The organism is Fictibacillus enclensis (assembly GCF_030123385.1).
GTDB classification, from domain to species: Bacteria; Bacillota; Bacilli; order Bacillales; family Fictibacillaceae; genus Fictibacillus_C; species Fictibacillus_C enclensis.
Genome location: NZ_CP126109.1, coordinates 4,377,486 through 4,394,534, shown reverse-complemented (window position 1 = coordinate 4,394,534; position 17,049 = coordinate 4,377,486). Strand labels below are relative to the sequence as shown.

Annotated in this window: 13 protein-coding genes; 6 read left to right on the top strand and 7 right to left on the bottom strand. The window is 43.6% G+C overall.

Annotated features, from left to right (window positions below):
• Window positions 1-152 precede the first annotated feature (152 nt).
• Window positions 153-2,153, bottom strand: coding sequence for a CDP-glycerol glycerophosphotransferase family protein (locus QNH15_RS22745; RefSeq protein WP_283890749.1), 2,001 nt, complete (start codon window positions 2,151-2,153; stop codon window positions 153-155).
• 167 nt (window positions 2,154-2,320) lie between these two features.
• Here QNH15_RS22745 and QNH15_RS22740 point away from each other — a divergent pair, with 167 nt between their 5' ends.
• The gene (locus tag QNH15_RS22740; RefSeq protein ID WP_283890748.1) at window positions 2,321-3,022 is read left to right on the top strand and encodes a polysaccharide deacetylase family protein; all 702 of its coding nucleotides are present in this window, start codon (window positions 2,321-2,323) and stop codon (window positions 3,020-3,022) included.
• A 39-nt stretch (window positions 3,023-3,061) separates the two neighbouring features.
• Here the strand turns inward: QNH15_RS22740 and mngB are convergent, their stop codons facing one another.
• From mngB to QNH15_RS22720, 4 genes are all read right to left on the bottom strand, one after another.
• Entirely contained in the window at window positions 3,062-5,674 is a 2,613-nt protein-coding gene (mngB, locus tag QNH15_RS22735) for a mannosylglycerate hydrolase (RefSeq protein WP_283890747.1), read from the bottom strand.
• Window positions 5,675-5,707: 33 nt separating this feature from the next.
• Window positions 5,708-7,642, bottom strand: coding sequence for a PTS 2-O-a-mannosyl-D-glycerate transporter subunit IIABC (mngA, locus tag QNH15_RS22730; protein WP_283890746.1), 1,935 nt, complete (start codon window positions 7,640-7,642; stop codon window positions 5,708-5,710).
• Window positions 7,643-7,795: 153 nt separating this feature from the next.
• Window positions 7,796-8,524 carry a MurR/RpiR family transcriptional regulator gene (locus tag QNH15_RS22725; RefSeq protein WP_283890745.1) on the bottom strand — a complete coding sequence of 243 codons (729 nt, stop codon included), beginning with the start codon at window positions 8,522-8,524 and terminating at the stop codon, window positions 7,796-7,798.
• 85 nt (window positions 8,525-8,609) lie between these two features.
• Entirely contained in the window at window positions 8,610-9,179 is a 570-nt protein-coding gene (locus tag QNH15_RS22720; RefSeq protein WP_283890744.1) for a biotin transporter BioY, read from the bottom strand.
• Window positions 9,180-9,353: 174 nt separating this feature from the next.
• Between QNH15_RS22720 and QNH15_RS22715 the strand changes: the two genes are divergently transcribed.
• Window positions 9,354-10,043: a hypothetical protein gene (locus QNH15_RS22715; RefSeq protein ID WP_283890743.1), complete on the top strand. Its 690-nt coding sequence runs from the start codon at window positions 9,354-9,356 to the stop codon at window positions 10,041-10,043.
• Between the two features lie 66 nt (window positions 10,044-10,109).
• On the opposite strand, the gene QNH15_RS22710 is transcribed toward QNH15_RS22715, so the two are convergent.
• Complete coding sequence (locus tag QNH15_RS22710; RefSeq protein WP_283890742.1) at window positions 10,110-11,006, bottom strand: LysR family transcriptional regulator; 897 nt, start codon at window positions 11,004-11,006, stop codon at window positions 10,110-10,112.
• Window positions 11,007-11,136: 130 nt separating this feature from the next.
• On the opposite strand from QNH15_RS22710, the gene QNH15_RS22705 reads away from it, so the two are divergent.
• From QNH15_RS22705 to QNH15_RS22690, 4 genes are all read left to right on the top strand, one after another.
• Window positions 11,137-12,900: a thiamine pyrophosphate-requiring protein gene (locus QNH15_RS22705; RefSeq protein WP_283890740.1), complete on the top strand. Its 1,764-nt coding sequence runs from the start codon at window positions 11,137-11,139 to the stop codon at window positions 12,898-12,900.
• 21 nt (window positions 12,901-12,921) lie between these two features.
• Complete coding sequence (locus QNH15_RS22700) at window positions 12,922-14,400, top strand: aldehyde dehydrogenase family protein (protein WP_283890739.1); 1,479 nt, start codon at window positions 12,922-12,924, stop codon at window positions 14,398-14,400.
• A gap of 18 nt (window positions 14,401-14,418) precedes the next feature.
• On the top strand, window positions 14,419-15,645 hold the full coding sequence (gene pobA / locus QNH15_RS22695; RefSeq protein WP_283890737.1) for a 4-hydroxybenzoate 3-monooxygenase: 1,227 nt from the start codon (window positions 14,419-14,421) through the stop codon (window positions 15,643-15,645).
• An 87-nt stretch (window positions 15,646-15,732) separates the two neighbouring features.
• Complete coding sequence (locus QNH15_RS22690) at window positions 15,733-16,119, top strand: hotdog fold thioesterase (protein WP_430667180.1); 387 nt, start codon at window positions 15,733-15,735, stop codon at window positions 16,117-16,119.
• 121 nt (window positions 16,120-16,240) lie between these two features.
• On the opposite strand, the gene QNH15_RS22685 is transcribed toward QNH15_RS22690, so the two are convergent.
• Window positions 16,241-16,897 (bottom strand): GntR family transcriptional regulator, encoded by a 657-nt coding sequence (locus QNH15_RS22685; RefSeq protein WP_283890734.1) that lies wholly within the window; start codon window positions 16,895-16,897, stop codon window positions 16,241-16,243.
• Between the last annotated feature and the right edge of the window lie 152 nt (window positions 16,898-17,049).

Genomic DNA, 17,049 nt, shown 5'->3' with positions numbered 1-17,049 from the left:
GGAATCAGGGTATTAGCCTAAAATTTATTGAAAGTAGCAGGTATCCACATGGCTATTTTTTAAAAAACAGCGAAAAAGCAGGGTGAAAAAACGAAGTCGTTTTCCCGCCTGCTTTCAATGTAAGCCCTTATTAGACAGTTCTTGATTTTAATTTAAGCTGAGAACGATTTTTCAGAAGATAGTTCTACATCTTGTGCGACGGAAGGGACGTTAAAAATATGATGATGAATGTATTCATATGTGTTTTTTGTATTTTGGCCATCTGTACATTCCATTAGCTTGGCATACTGAGCTAAATAAAAGGATGATTGGGGCCGTGCATAGTTTTCTGAAATTTGGGAATGCAGCTCATTAAATTTTTCGGTAATATCACCAAATGCGATCTCTTTTTGTAGAATATTAGGTGAACCATATTCCTTCTCCGCCAACTCTTTGTCTTCCCAGTAAAAGATTACATTGCTTCCGCCTGCAAATGCATAAAAGGTGATGGAAGAGTAATCTGAAATGACAACCTTACTGCGGAGCAGGGCATCTTTAATATCTCCGACAAAAAAGTAGGATTCATATTGTTTATAAATGTCGGGAAACTGTTCCTGCAGAATGATTTTTGATTTTGGATGGAGAACGACATTGACCTTTTTATCTTGATAATAGGGTTCCTTTCGGATCAGCTCCAGGAAAGACAAATAGCGATCTAAATAGCTGCCTGGTTCGATACTTCCGGTAAGGTCCCATGGACGCCACGTCAGCATAAAGGTAATGTCAGTCTTTGTGTTCGTCTGTTCTTGCACATATAAATCAAGGTTTGGAAGTCCTGTGACCATGATTTCTTTTTCAGTATAAGTCGTATTCTTTAAAAATAAATCTCTCTCGAAATTAGAGTTAACCAGAATATAATCCGGGGCAATTGGTACTTTTCGGTTAAAGTATCCTCTTTCAAAAACATTGGTTGCCATACTCGGGCCGTGCTGAAGCATTACTTTTTTGTTTGTCTTAAGAACCTTTCTTTTTATGCGGTAGTCATTATCATACAGCCTTCTTTGGATGTGACTGACTAGATCAGAGGAGAGAAAGCTTCTTGCCAAAAAGATATAGAGAAAAGATAGAAAACTATTTTTAGCCACAATGCGTTTACCGTATTTTTGCTTGAGCTCTTGAAATTGAACATGATCCTTATCAAGGATATAAACGCAGACATCCCCCTTTTGATAAGCATACTTAAAAAGCTCAAAAGCGGATTCTGAGGCCCCCATACTGAACTTCTCGAAATAAATATCGTACTTTTCTTTATTTAACATTATGAAATGTAGCAGATACGCGAACACTTCTTTCACCGCAATCCATTTGCTCATAATACTGGTGACCACAATGACATATTGGCCAGTAATTGACTTTCTCACAAATAATTCACTATTCATTTTCTTTAAGCGGGTTGAGGTGGTATTGTATAAATAATGTTTTTTATTATAGCCATGTTTTGAAGCGGATTTCAGGTTGTACCAATAATTGTTTTCGTTATGATCAATTTTAATATAGACAGGTATATTAATAGAACTGGTTTCTAAATAGTGCTGATAGATCAATTTAACGGGAACCCAGCACCAATAAGCATGAAAAAGCAGTGTAAGTTTTCCTGTGTTAAATGCAAATCGTTCCCTGACTTTTTTCGGAAAGAAAAAATGAACCCTTACATTAACACTTTTATCATAGCCAAAGGATAAATGAGTTTCATTAAATGAGTTATTCTTAAAGCGCATAATCCCCAAAAACAAAAAATGATACAAAAATAAGAGAACAGTGCCTCGAATTGCCGGTGTTTTCTCAACCTTATCAATGTATTTTTCAAAATGGTTCTGTCTTGTCTTAAGAAAAGCAAGGTTTTGCTTGGAATCTACATAAAAAACAATTCTCTCGTGAACAAACTTTCCTTGTTTGGTGCGAATCTTGCGTAAACTCATTGTTTGTAATACGGTCAACGGTTCGTGTTCAATCAGTTTCACCACTTTTCCAGTTTCCTGATTATACACATAGTATTTTTGGTGAAGTTTTTTCTTTCGATCATTTATACTCTTAGTGCCATTAAAAGTACAATAACCATCTGTAAGCATTGGCTGGTTATTCACTTTTTTTCCAAATATTTTGCCTATCCCCATCTTTTTCCCCCGTTTTAAATTTAATACAAAATGAAACAAAATTTCACAAAAACAGCCATTATATACCATGATATTATTATAGTAAGTGATTAAGGTCAACCCAAATAGAAATAAAGACCTAGCAAGCCGGCCTTAACCTTATTTATTATTCCTGGTATGGAGGTTTTATGATAAAAAGAATGGTCATTACATTATCAGTCCTTTTCCTCCTTTTCCTTGTATTGTTCGGCAGCTATAAACTTATGAACGCCCGGAACTTTCAAATATTCGGCGGATTGATAAGCCATGTGAACACGAATGAAAAGGTGGTCGCCGTGACCTTCGATGACGGGCCAACGGAAAACGTGGATGCCCTTCTTCCTGTACTTAAAAAGTATCATGCAAAAGGAACGTTTTTTCTGATCGGAAATGAGCTGGAAAAAAATATGGCGGAAGGCAAGAAGCTGGTAAAAGCAGGTCATCAAATTGGCAACCATACGTATTCCCACAAACGGATGATCTTCAAGTCACCTTCTTTTATCAAGCGAGAACTGAAAAAGACAAATGCTTTGATCCGCCAGACCGGCTACAAGGGAGAGATTAATCTCCGCCCGCCAAACGGAAAAAAGCTCGTCGGATTGCCGTATTACGCAAATAAATTTCACATGGACACCATTACCTGGGGCCTCGAGCCGGACACCTATTACACCTCGGTGGAAGACAAGGTGAATTATATTGTGAAAAATGCGAAGCCCGGTTCCATTATTCTTTTTCACCCGATGTATGATAACACCGGGAATGAACTGAAGTCGGTGGAGAAAACACTCGATGCTTTAAGTAAAAAGGGTTACCGGTTTGTAACGGTGAATGAACTGCAGAAGATGAAATGATAAAAACAGCACAAACTTAGAAAGTTTGTGCTGTTTATTTTAATGGAAAAGGATTGTTTTCACCTGGTTCGGCTGTACTACCGTTTCAAAGCTGTTGTTTTGCACCTCTTTGTCTTCCAGCGGCTGTTCATTTAAATTGACCAACTGTACACGTTCAAGTTGGTGCCGTGCCTGGAAGGAGGCTGTAAGCTCTTGATGAGCCCCGTTGTAAAACCGGAGAACGTAACCATCTTCTTTTTCAGCTTTTTTCAAGGTGCTCATTATGGCTCCAGGTTGTACTTCTTTCAAAAAGCTATAGCTGAGGGGTGTCTTGACTTGTGAATCATTCAGTTTCATGGCATTGAACGGAATCTTGTTATAAAACTGAACCGGTGTTACATATTCCTTCGCCATCCGTGCTACATTCGCTTTTAACGTAGATTCAGGATGAATGACAAGGGCAAAATCGAGCTGAATTTTGCCAAGGAGCTGCGAATCAGGTGTGGGAAGCTTAATGCCGGAAGGGCGCCCTGGCCGTCTCAGCATATTTTCCTTACCTAGCACGCCTACACTTCTAAACAGGGTGATAGCAATGGTATCGTAGTGATCACCGACAATTTCAAATTCTCTGGAGCTGTTTGTCAGGACACTCACGCCGCAATCTTCATCGGAAAGTCCTGCAAAACTAAGCATCGGATAGATGGAGTCCGGCCGTTCATCCCACTCCTCTTGTTTCCAGATATCCATCGCCGGGTCTACGACCTCACGTTTAATGGTGCCAAACTGATTATCGGAAACCGACAAGGAGGAAGCGATTCCTGTTGGAACCAAAGCCCGTAAACGATGGTCTTTTGCATGGTTTTCAATATCAAATACAACTTCGATGACAGGTTTATGGCGAGGGACTGTCAGGGTTATTTGGACAACTACCGAACTGTTAAGTTTTTGTGCTTTTCGCTCGTTTAAATCTCCCGGAACTGGCAAGTTGTACTGAATGCTGATAACCGAATTAAATTGGTTTTGTTTGATTTCAATATCGGCTTGTGCATCTTTGCTGTAGATTAGTTTTTCATCCGGAAGCGGAGAGAAATCATACTCATCCCCGTCATCTCCTCCGTCTTCCAGTAAGAACACATTTTCAAAGTTTTTCTTTAACCTTTTATCAAAAATGTTGAGTGTTCCGTTGGGATTTACGGTGATCTCATAATAGTCTGATTCAACTTTGTCCGTCTTTGATCCAGCAATCTTCAAGTCCTGATCTTCTTCCTCTACAAAATAGGTTTTATAGCCGAGAGCAGGAATTTTGTCTTTTAACTGCACGGTATATTTAATAAAAGGATCATAGTTCCCGTAATGAACGATCTGCCTGTCGATCAGGCCGGGGTCCATGATTTCACGATCAAGTACTTCGAAATCAACAGGAGAGGAGTTCTCATCCTTAAGAGTAAATGACTTCAGCTTGGTAATAACTGTTGTTGTCAGAACCTCTTCGCGTTCATAGGGAAGAAGGTTGAAGGCGCAAAGCCGGTCGTGCTCCCGCTTTGTATCCATGGCATCTGTAATTCTGCGTTTGTAAAAATGAATAAGCTGGTCAACACGCTCTTCAGCCAGGAAGAAGCGGTTGTATATCTCCTGATGCACCTTGTCTGAACAGCAGCAGCCGATACTGTCATGCGCATGGTTTTTCATGATTTCCTTCCAGATCGGTTCAATCAGACCGTGGTGGTATTCAAAGCCAAGACTGTAGGCGAGTGATGCGAGCGGCTCCAGAATGTTCGTTATTTTATTTTCAATCCGCGTGTTGGCTGCTTTAATGTCCATGCGAGTGGAATAAATACTGCGGTGGACACGGGAATATTTGCCGTCAAGGAATTCTCCCTTTAACGTTGGCAGGTGATGATTTTTTTCAAGCTCGGCAAAAATGTTTTCATAGCGGCTTAAAAAGAATTCCCGGTCAGGATACAAGTTTTGTAGCTTTTCAATAATGGTAAAGATGTTTTTTTGAATTGGCATCTGGTCATGGCCGTTCGGAAGAATAATGTTTTCTGTAGTAGCTCCACGGTCTAGGACCTTAAAATACTTCTCCATCCGCTCCTGCAGTTTTTCTTCGTCCTCCGGCAGGTATTTACCGATGGCATATCCCAATGGAAAAAGCTGTACAAGTACTTTTGAGCCTTCGTCCGTTTCCCAGTAGAATTCCGTGTTATCTGTACCATGGCGCTCTGAGGTGCCTCGCCAAAAAATAGAGTATTTAATATCAAATCCTTTTAGAATTTGAGGCATTTGTGACGATTGACCGAATGAGTCGGGCAGGTAGCCAATTTTCATCGGACTGCCAAACTCTTCACAGTCTTTCAGTCCGTATAGCAGGTTCCTGACGATGGACTCTCCGCCAACAACCATCTCATCGGTTTGCGTATACCATGGACCGATGATCAGTTTGCCGGATTGGACCAGTTTCCTTACTCTTTCTTTGTTTTCAGGCTTAATGGCAAAATAGTCTTCCAAGATCGCTGTTTGGCCATCGAGTACATAATAAGGGTAGTCAGGATGATTTTCGAGCATTTCCATGATTTCTTCCATGTTGTTCACAAGCAATATGCGTGATTCTTCTGTTGAAAAATACCACTCTCTATCCCAATGCATATGGGGAACGATATGAACCTTTTTCATGATGTCCTCCAATTTCTCTGTAATTCCACCTGATTATGCGGCGGTTTTGGTTATCTGTTCTTTTTTGTTTTTTCGCTGGCGTGTGGCAATGAGCAGGAACATCGAGATGGCAGCACCCATAAGTGCAGCACCAAACCAGATTCCGGCTGCAGCCAGTATAGGCTGACCTTTAAGGAGAGCTAGGGAGAAAATTCCTGCACCTGGTACATTTAATCCGATGTGAAAATAAGAGACAATAGCCCCTGTCACAGCCGACCCTGCAATCAGGGAAGGAATGACCCTCAGTGGATCATTGATCATGAAAGGAATAGCTCCTTCCGTAATACCTGCCAATCCCAATAGCCAGGTTTGCTTTCCGACTTCCTGCTCCGCTTTTGTAAAATATTTTTTCCCAATGATTGTGGCTCCGGTAACCGAAAAAGCAGAAACCATTTTGACCGAAGCGAAGGTTGCATAAGGCACAATATTTCCACTGGCCATGGCACCAATACAGAAGGTGTAAGCCGCTTTGTTCACAGGTCCCCCGAGGTCGAAGGAAACCATTGCCCCGATGATCGCCCCCATGATTAAAGCGTTCGTTCCGGACATGCCTTTCAGCCATTCGATCAGTCCTTCATTCAAAAAAGCGAGAGGCTTACCGATGAGAAACAGCATGATAGAACCGACGACGAGTGTGCCGGCGACCGGGTACAGCCAGAAGCTGATGAATCCGGCAAAGGTTCCTTTTGGTTTCACTTTTCGCTTCAAAAACTTAAGAAAATAACCGGCGAGCAGTCCGCCCAGCATGCCGCCAAGGAATCCGCTGCCAATCAGGTTGGCAGCAACACCTGCTGCAAAACCAGGTCCCAACGCGGGTTTATCTGCGATGGAATAGGCCATGTAGGCCGCTAAAATAGGTACCATCAATGTGCCAAGCAAGGTTCCGCCAAGCTGGCGTAAGAGCCATAGCCACGAGCCTTCCTGGTTATAAAGATCCTGCATGTCAAATGCCTGGGAGAACAGGACGGCAGCGGCAAGGGTCATTCCACCGGCGACAATAACAGGGATGATATAGGAAATTCCCGTTAAGATGGAATCTTTAATTTCTATTTTGAAGCTTTTTGAATCGCTTTCATTTTCTGTTGTAGAAATCGCGGTAAATTCTTTTTTGCTGCTGTTTTCGGATTTTTCAAGAGCCTCGTTCACAATCTTCTTTGCATTTTTTAAGGGTGCAGCCACAGAAGTTTTCACTTTTGGAAGATGGACATAGCGGTCTTCATCTTTAACTGCCACATCCGTCGCAAAAATGACGGCATCTGCTTCTCGAAGCTGGGTATTCGTATGTCTTCCATCAATACCGTTTGCCCCTTGTTTTTCAACAATGACCTCCACACCGAGTTCTTTGCCGGCTTTTATAAGGGCTTCGGCTGACATGTAAGTGTGTGCGATGCCTGCGGGACAGGCTGTCACGGCCAACACAGTTTTATTGTTCTGCGGCGCTTGTTCATTACTGATTGTTTCTTCTGTTTCCTCATGCTTATCCAGTTTTTGAAAAAGCTCATTGTTGTCTCTGGAATCGATCAGCGAATTTTTGTATGTTTCGTCCGATAACCGTGTTACCAGCTCTGCCAGCAGAGAAAGATGGGTTGACCCTGATTCATTTTCGGGTATGGCCAATAAAAAAATGATTTCCACTTGATTGGATGGATCAATGCTCTCCCAGGAATCCAGTGGCTTGTCTAAAGTAAGGACCACAAAAGCGGCTTCTTTTACAGCAGTGGATTTTCCATGAGGAATTGCCAGCCCACCTTCAAATCCGGTAGGTGATAAGCTCTCCCTTTGCATAACTGCCTGGTAAAACGCTTCTTTTGAATGAAGTTTGCCTTGTTGGTCCAACTGATCAATCATGTATTGAATGATTTCTTCCTTTGACGAAAAAGACTTATGGGTACCGATCAAATTCGGGGATGTAAGCCTTTGCAGCAACATGCTGAAACCTCCCTTTCGCTAGGTTTTCTTAATGTGAATTCATCCTAGCACAAAAAAAAATAAGAAGATGTTTTCTTCTTATTTTTACACTCTCTTCGTTTTAAATAGCGTTTTCATGTGTAATTATACACACTGACAGGGGGAGAAATTAACCTACTTTTTACTAGCAGACCAGTAAGTTTCTGACAGTGCTCTGAGGACGATCATGAGTGGAGTACGGTCGGTAATATTATAGCCATTCAACTCTTCTCGTGGTGCATAGCAGTACAATTGAAGATCTGCCATGCGTTCAAGGGAGTTGTGGCTAAAGTGGGTCAGCGAGATGATTTTAATTCTTCTCTCCTTGGCGAGGTTCGTCATCTCCAGAACAAGCGGTGTCTCACCCGACAGACTGATGACAAATAAAACATCATCTGCGTTCATACGTTCAATTTCGTGAACCGTTTCATGACGGTGTAGTTCAAAGTCTGCTGCCTTTCCGGTGACCTTTAAATTTTTTACCATCATTTCGCAAAAGGGAGCAGTATCTCCCACTCCAAAGAAAAGAACATGATTGGCTTCCCATAGCCATTTGACCACCTGGGACAGCTTGTCATGATCAATTAATTCCATTGTTTTCATGACGTTCTTGTAGGGGCCCTCTTGATGGATGTTATTTTGTAGTTCCTCTTTTAGATTATTTTTTAACTGGGAATAGCCGTCATACCCCAACTTTTTTGAAAGACGTGTAATGGTGTTGGGAACGGTAAAAAGAGCAGCGGCCAGTGCTTGAATGGATAACTTCACTACCTCCTGCTTGTTGTTGATGATGTATTCAATAATTTGATCATCTGTGTCGTTCAGCTTGTATTCATATTGATGGGCTCGTTCCTCAAACTGCATAAGCATTCACCTGCCGTCCAACTGATATTCTTAATATCTCATTATATCAAAAATCCATGTGGCTTTCGTACAGGTGACTCGGCCATTATACAGCCTTCTTCATTCTGGTGTTCGGCAGCAGCCGTGCTTTTTCCAACCGGGAACGAACGGTAATGCCGATCCAGCTGGCGAGGAACGCTTTGATCAGCCCGACTACGATAAACGGATAAGCCCCAGCGGCCAATGCCTTGGTCCAACTGAGGTCGACCACAAATTTGAGCTGGACGACACCGAATAAAAGCGTGATTACCATTCCGGCAGTGTTGGCCATCATGGCGTTTGTAAGAGTAAAAGACGTTTTTTCAAGGAGGAGGCCCGTAATGAATGCGGCAAAGATAAATCCGATGATGTAGCCTCCGGTTGGCCCGATAATGACGCTTAAGCCACTTTTTGCTTCGGCAAAAACAGGTACTCCTGCAGCCCCAACGGCCATATAGCCGATCATGGTCAGTGCACCAAAACGGCGACCCAAAATGGTAGCGGTGATTCCGACAGCAAGCGTCTGTCCACTGATGGGCACAAGGGGAAGCGGGATTTCAATTTGCGCCAAAATCGCTGTCATCGCCACAAACAAGGCGCAGATGATGGTCGTGCGCAAACGTGTGGATTGGTCCATAGCATGTCTTCCTTTCTTTATTAATGTAAACTTTATATAATTAAAGGTTAACATTAGAAATGTGAATTGATAAGTTATTTTTTTCTATATGCCCTCATAAGTTCTTTTTATGTTTTGCCTTCATAAGGAGGGGAAGACAAAATATACAAATACTTACAAGGGTGGGTTCATCAAATGAAGTTTCGTTTTTTGGCAGCAGCCATACTATTGACCGTATTTATGCTAGCCGGGTGCAATTCCGGAAATACGGCATCCAAAGATAACTCCTCCGGCAAGCCGCAATCTACAAAGGAAGAGAAAGGTGCAACAAATGATTCCAAAGCGAATCAAGAAAGTGACTCCTCAAGCGGTAATGATTCTTCAACCGAAGCAAATAACAGCACTGAGGACAACAACGATAAACCTTCATCAGACGATGTCCATGACCAGGATGTTAACAAAACAACCTATAAGACCAACGAGGAAGCTGCAGAAGCGATAAAGGGCTACGAAAAAATTGAGCAGACGAATGTGGATCTGGGGCATGATATTAAAGCTTTTGCTGAGGGGGCGGCGGGTCATCAATATCTTTCATGGAATGAAGGCCGCTGGCTGATCCAGGTGAATTATCCATCCGATCCCCAATATGCAATAGATAAAAATGTCGATGGGTTAGGGTTTTCCAAGAAGATTGTTGCCTATTTGGAAACTCACTATCTGCCGGCCCCAAAGGATAAAGGGATTGTGAAAATTAATGGATTTAAAGACTCCGGAGTGACGACCGTTCAGTGGCAAAAAGGAAAAGTGGTTTATGAGATCAAGTCAACGAAAAATAGCCCGATTGAAACACTGGAGAAAGCAGTGGAAGCAGGGAAGAACCGTTAAACAATTGTTTAATTGAATGGAAAGGAAACAGCCACTCTGTGTATTTTTGGCAGAGTGGCTGTTTTTTTATACCGATTGATAGCTTTGCAGCATGTGTTCAATGAATTCTTTAATGGTGGAACTCATGAATTTTTGTTTCCGGTATACGATTCCAACTTCTTTCAGCGGAATGGAAGGAATGATGGGGATTTGGCGTATTTTCCGGGTGTCAACGGTGTTCAAATAGGACTTGGGCAAAATGGTGATGCCCTGGTTCAATATGGTCATATGAAGAAGCGAATGCATGTCCGACAGTTCAACGGCCGGTTTGATCTGAAGGCCAAGGCTTTTGAAATAGCCGTCGATATACTGGCGGGTCAGGTACTTCTCCTGCAGCAAAAAAAGAGAATGCCCCGACAGATCTTTAATGTGAATGTACTCATTTTCAGCCAGGGGATGTTCATTTGATACGACCAGTGTAAATTCATCTTTAAACAACACTTTATGTTCCAGCTGGCTTTCGTTGATTGGCAGAAGAACAATGCCCACCTCAAATTCATTGTTCAGTGTTTTTTCTATAATTTCATCTGTGGCAATGTCGATGATGGATAATTCAATACCAGAATACTTTTTTTGAAAAGTGGCGAGTGAAGGCAGGAGCAGATGGTTGCCCGAACAACCGATTGTAATCTTGCCTCGCTGCATCAAGTTGATTTCGTCCATTTTCATATGAATTTGGTGAACTTCTGAAAAGATGCGCCGGGCATGGTATTGGAGGACTTCACCGGCCTGTGTCATTTGAATTTTTTTGCCGACACGGTAAAACAAGGTGGCGCCTAACCGGCTTTCCAAAATTCGTATTTGCTGACTGAGTGTTGGCTGGCTGATTCCTAGCCTTTCCGCTGCTTTCGTAAAATGCAGTACTTCACAAACTGCTAAAAAGTATTCTAAAAGACGAAGATCCATAGACTCTACCTCAATCATAGTTTCTGCCTATGAAAACCATAGACACAATAGTATTGTAATGCAGTTGTACGGACACTTACAATATTGGTAAACCATTTATTTTAAATATTTAAACAATTTCAAAGACGGATCAAAAGGAGAGTTTGTTGTGACGAGCAAATATACGGCAAGCACGGCATTTTTGGAAGCGCTTCATGAAGCGGGCGTGTCCTATATCTTCGCAAATTTTGGAAGTGATCATCCGGCTATGATTGAAAGTCTGGCAGAAGCGAAAAAAAGCAGCAAGCTGTTACCGGAAGTCATCATTTCACCACATGAAATGGTCGCTTTGAGTGCGGCCAATGGCTATGCACAGGTAACGGGTGAGCCTCAGGCTGTGATTGTTCATGTTGAATGTGGGACACAGAACCTGGGAGGTGCCGTACATAATTCAGCAAAAGGGAGGACACCGGTCCTCATTTTTGCGGGAGCTTCACCGTTTACTCAGGAAGGAGAAGCTACGGGAAGCCGCAATGAGTTTATCCATTGGATCCAGGATGTGGCGGACCAGCGGGGAATCGTCCGGGGCTACACCAAGTATGATAACGAAATCCGATCCGCAAAAAATATTAAACAGCTTGTTCACCGGGCGATACAGTTTGCGGCAAGCGATCCTAAAGGACCCGTGTATCTGGTGGGGCCAAGGGAAGTGATGGAGGAAGAAACAGAGCCTGTTGCCATCGAAACCGACCGCTGGCAGCCGATTGCTCCATCCGCTCTTCCCCCTCAAGGGATAAAAGAGATCGTAAATGCTCTAACCAAGGCTCAAAAGCCGCTGATTGTAACGTCATATGCGGGGCGAAATCAAGAGACTGTTAAGGAATTGATCCGTCTCAGCGAACGGTTGGCGATTCCGGTAATCGAGTCTGTTCCTAATTATATGAATTTTCCTTCCACCCATTCAATGCATTGCGGCTATCAATGGAATGCTCCAGAACAAAATGAACTGCTGGCAGCGGCTGACTGTGTGTTGGTAATTGATAGCGATGTTCCCTGGATTCCGCTGATCAATAAACCTTCCTCTGAATGCGACGTCTATTATATCGATGTAGATCCGTTGAAAGAGCAAATGCCTTTATGGTACATCCCGTCCAAACATTTTTTTAAGGCGGATTCATACACCGCACTTTTGCAATTGAATGAATGCGTCAGCAGCTTGGTTTTAAATGAGGGAGAGATTGAGAAAAGACGACAGCGGATCACTCGCATTCATGAATCCCAGCGAGCTGAATGGCGGCAAAAAGAGCAAATCAATGGAGAGGAAATCTCACCAGAATATTTAACGGCATGCATACGGGAGATTACGGATGAAAATACGATTATTTTGAATGAAGGAATATCAAACTATGAAACCATTTATAAACATATGCTGGCGGAAGCTCCAGGAAGCATCATGGGCAGCGGGGGCGGGGCGCTCGGCTGGCATGGAGGGGCAGCAATCGGAGCTAAACTTGCTGATCCTCTTAAAAAGGTAATCAGTCTGACAGGAGATGGTTCCTATTTTTTCAGTGTTCCTTCCACTGTTCATTGGATGGCCAGAAAGTATAATACGCCTTTTTTAACAATCATCTACAACAACAGGGGCTGGAAATCTCCGAAGCTCTCAACTCTTGGTGTTCATCCGAACGGTGTGGCCAATGAGACAAATGAATTTTGGGTAGATTTTGCTCCACCGTCCGACCTGGCGGGAATAGCAGAAGCAGCTGGCGGTGCTTACGCAAAAGCTGTAAAGCATCCGGATGAATTAAAAGAGGCCCTGAAACAGGCTCTAGCGGCGTTGGAAGAAGGACGAAGCGCCGTTCTTGATGTTTACCTTCCCTCCATTCAAAGCGAAAACAAGAAACCGGCACACTCCGGACTCTACTCTCATTAATCAAAAGACCAAAGGAAAGGAATGAATTTATTGATAACGGCTGCTGGTATTTTTACGAATGTTAACAAGCAATATATCAATGGAGAATGGAAGGAAGGAGGCACAGGAACAAAAGCTCATATTGTAGATCCGTATGATCGGAGTCTGTTGGCTGAAGTGGTATTGGCTGGCCGAGAAGAGGTGGATGAAGCCTATCAGTCAGCGAAAGCTGCCCAAAAAAACTGGGCAGCCGCTCCGGCAGAGGAAAAAGTAAAGGTCATGGAAAATGCTATCTCTATTCTTAAGGAGCATCAGGATAGGGTCATTGACACATTGGTCCGTGAAGCGGGGAGCAGCAGGTTGAAGGCAACGATCGAGGTTCAGGCAGCTCTCGGTATTATGCGGGAAGCCATGACGTTTCCCGGCAGAATGGACCCTGTTGCCATGACGTCCCACATCCCCGGAAAAGAAAATCATATCGTTCGCAAGCCTGCAGGGGTCGTTGGCATTATTTCGCCGTTTAACTTTCCTTTTCACCTTTCAATAAGGTCCATTGCTCCAGCTATTGCCACTGGCAACACCGTGGTGCATAAACCGGATTTGCAGACGGCGATCTCGGGCGGAGGAATCATCGCCAAAATTTTTGAGCTTGCCGGTCTGCCAAAAGGAGTGTTAAATGTTTTGCTCACCACTCCTGCCGTGATTGGAGATTATTTTATCGAACATCCGATACCACGAGTGATCTCCTTTACCGGGTCCACTCCAGTTGGGAGAAAAGTAGGGGCGCTTGCCGGACAGCATTTAAAGAAGGCAGCCCTTGAACTAGGAGGAAACAATCCGTTTGTTGTATTGGAGGATGCAGATATTCAACAAGCTGTGGAGGCTGCAGCTTTTGGGGCCTTTTTGCATCAGGGGCAAATCTGTATGAGCATTAACCGTATTTTTGTTCCGCGGAAAATCCATGATGATTTTACAGCACGGCTGGTGGAAAAAATCCGGAGCATCCCATATGGAGATCCCAAAGAACCAGAAGTCATTATTGGACCATTGATCAATGAAAATCAGATAGAAAAATTTTTGAACGTGGTAGCAATTGCCAAGCAGGAGGGTGCGCATTTGGCTTTGGAAGGGACAAGGATTGGCAATATCATTTCTCCGTTTGTTTTTACAAATGTGACTAACCAATCGACTGTCGCTCAAACGGAACTGTTCGGCCCCGCAGTTTCTATTATTCCGTACGATTCAGAAGAAGAAGTGCTGGAGCTGGCAAACGATACGGAGTTCGGATTAAGTTCGGCTGTTTTTACCGCTGATCTTCAAAAAGGATTTCAATTTGCGCAGAAGATAGAAAGCGGAATGACACATGTAAATGACCAGACCGTAAACGACGAAGCTGAGGTTCCGTTTGGCGGGGAAAAATGCTCCGGCCTTGGCCGCTATAACGGTGAGTGGGCGCTTGAGGAGTTTACCACCGTGAAGTGGATTTCCGTTCAGAAAGAAGCAAGACACTATCCGTTTTAAAAAGGGAGGACATACACAATGCGTACACAGGTAGGAATTATTGGAGCTGGACCAGCAGGATTAATGCTGTCCCACTTGCTTCACTTGCAGGGAATTGACTCGATTATCATTGAAAACCGGTCACGTGAAGAAATTGAAGGAACGATCCGTGCCGGATTGCTTGAGCAATGTACGGTAGATCTTATGAAATCAACAGGTGTAGCTCAGCGCATGATGCGTGAAGGCCATATTCATGAGGGAATTGAACTGCGGTTTAAGGGGAAAGGCCATCGGATCAACATTCATGACCTGACAGGAAAAAAGGTTACAGTGTACGCACAGCATGAAGTGATCAAGGATTTGGTACAGGCTCGCCTGGATGCTGACGGAACGATTATTTTCAGTGTTCATGACACCAGCCTGCATGACCTTGACACCACGCAGCCGACGATCCGTTTTAAGTGGGAGGAAACCGGGGAGCAAGAGGAAATCATCTGTGATTATATTGCAGGATGCGATGGATTCCATGGCCCAAGCCGGCCCGCTATTCCGGAAACGGTTCGAAAGGAATATCAAAAAAAGTATCCGTTTGGATGGCTTGGAATTCTTGCAGAAGCCCCGCCCTCTTCCCCTGAACTGATTTATGCCAACCATGAGCGCGGCTTTGCGTTGGTGAGTACACGTTCGCCAGAGATCCAGCGGCTCTACCTTCAAGTAGACCAAAACGACAAAATCGAGAACTGGTCTGATGAGCGGATCTGGGAGGAGCTGCAGCTGCGCCTTGCGTCTCATGACGGTTTTAAGCTGATCGGAGGGCCGATCATTCAAAAGAATATCGTTTCCATGCGCAGCTTTGTGTGTGATCCGATGCAATATGAACGGCTTTTCCTTGCCGGGGATGCAGCTCACATTGTCCCGCCAACCGGCGCAAAAGGGCTAAACCTCGCGATGGCAGATGTCCAGGTGCTGGCTCATGCGCTGGGTGAATTCTACCGTGAGAGGAATCCAGGTTTTCTCCAGAACTATTCGGATACGTGCCTGCGCAGAGTATGGAAAGCCGAACGCTTTTCGTCCTACATGACGACGATGCTTCACCGCCATGATGAACATACTCCGTTTGATCAGCAGATCCAGCTGGCGGAATTGGACTATGTCACTTCTTCGAGAGCGTCCTCCACGAGCCTTGCGGAAAATTATGCAGGTTTGCCGGTTGAGTGCCCAAAGGATTGGATCAAGGAATTAGAGACACCACTGTTAAAAAACTAACAAAATTGAAAGCGATTTCTTCCTTTTCTCGTTTCTGAGAGGTATGCTGAAGGTATGGGAACAGAGAGGGGATGAGTGAAGTTGGAAATGAAAGATTTGAAAGATACGATGCTTGGGGCATTGGGCATAGAGATTGTTGAACTTTCCGATGAGAAGGCGGTCGCGACCATGCCGGTCCACTCGGCCACACACCAGCCGTTTGGACTGCTGCATGGCGGAGCATCCGTAGCGTTGGCAGAAACCATTGCGAGTATTGGAACCTATCATTTTATTAATGAAAACACCGAGATGGCCGTCGGAATGGAGATCAACGCCAACCACCTCCGCGGCAAAAAGGATGGACTCGTAACAGCTACCGCAACACCGCTACATAAGGGCAGAACCTCCATGGTCTGGGACATTAAAATTACCGATGAAGCCGAGAAATTGGTGTGCGTGTCCCGCTGCACTATGGCTATCATGAAAAAGAAGTAAGAAAAAGGCCTGTTGAGGGCCTTTTTTGCGTCTTTAAGAGGGTGTTGCGCCGGGATTCGGGCGAGTTTTTTCACTTCACAAAAAAACAAGAGGAGCCTGTCCTCTTGTTTTTTACAGTCCACTATAACGCCAGCCGGCTGTATGAACCTTCTAAATGTTTTTCCATAGCCTGCAGAACTTGCTCCAGATCTCTGTTTTTTAACGCAGCAATAATTTGACGGTGTTCTTCTGTTCCTTCTTTAACATCAACCTGCCCTTTTGGATGGTATAGACGGGAATTATGAAGATGAATATTTAATCCCTTCCAGGCTTGCAAAAGATAAGGGTTACCCGCTATTTCAAATAAATAAATATGAAACTTTTCATCTGCATCAATAAACGGACGAAATTGTGTGTAAACAGGCAGATCGGGAATGGTAATCTGGCTTTCTTCTAAAATGCTTTCCAATTGAAGGATAGCATCCTCTGTAATGTGCTCCACTGCTAATTCCATTGCATTTAATTCAAGGATTTTTCGTGTTTCGTACAATTGTTTAAAGGCTTTTTGATCAAGAAGAGGAGTCACAATATATCCCCGGTATGGAGTGAAGTCTACCAGACCTTCAGCATAGAGACTGGATAATGCCTCACGAACCGGAACAATGCTGCAGCTTAATTCTCCTGCAATTTGATTGATTGTTACCTTTTCACCAGGTTTTAATCGTTGATCCAGAATTTCACCTTTAATGTATTCACGTATTTGGCTTACGACCGATTGTTTCTCCAATTGCATAACCATATCATTTCCTCCTGACACTTTAGGGTTAAATCGTTGATGACAGATAAAAGACCCTAGTACTCTATTTAATTTTATCAAAATTTTCTAAAAACATATTGCGCAATTACATATCGTGTATTAGGATAGATCGTATAATGATATATTATTATACG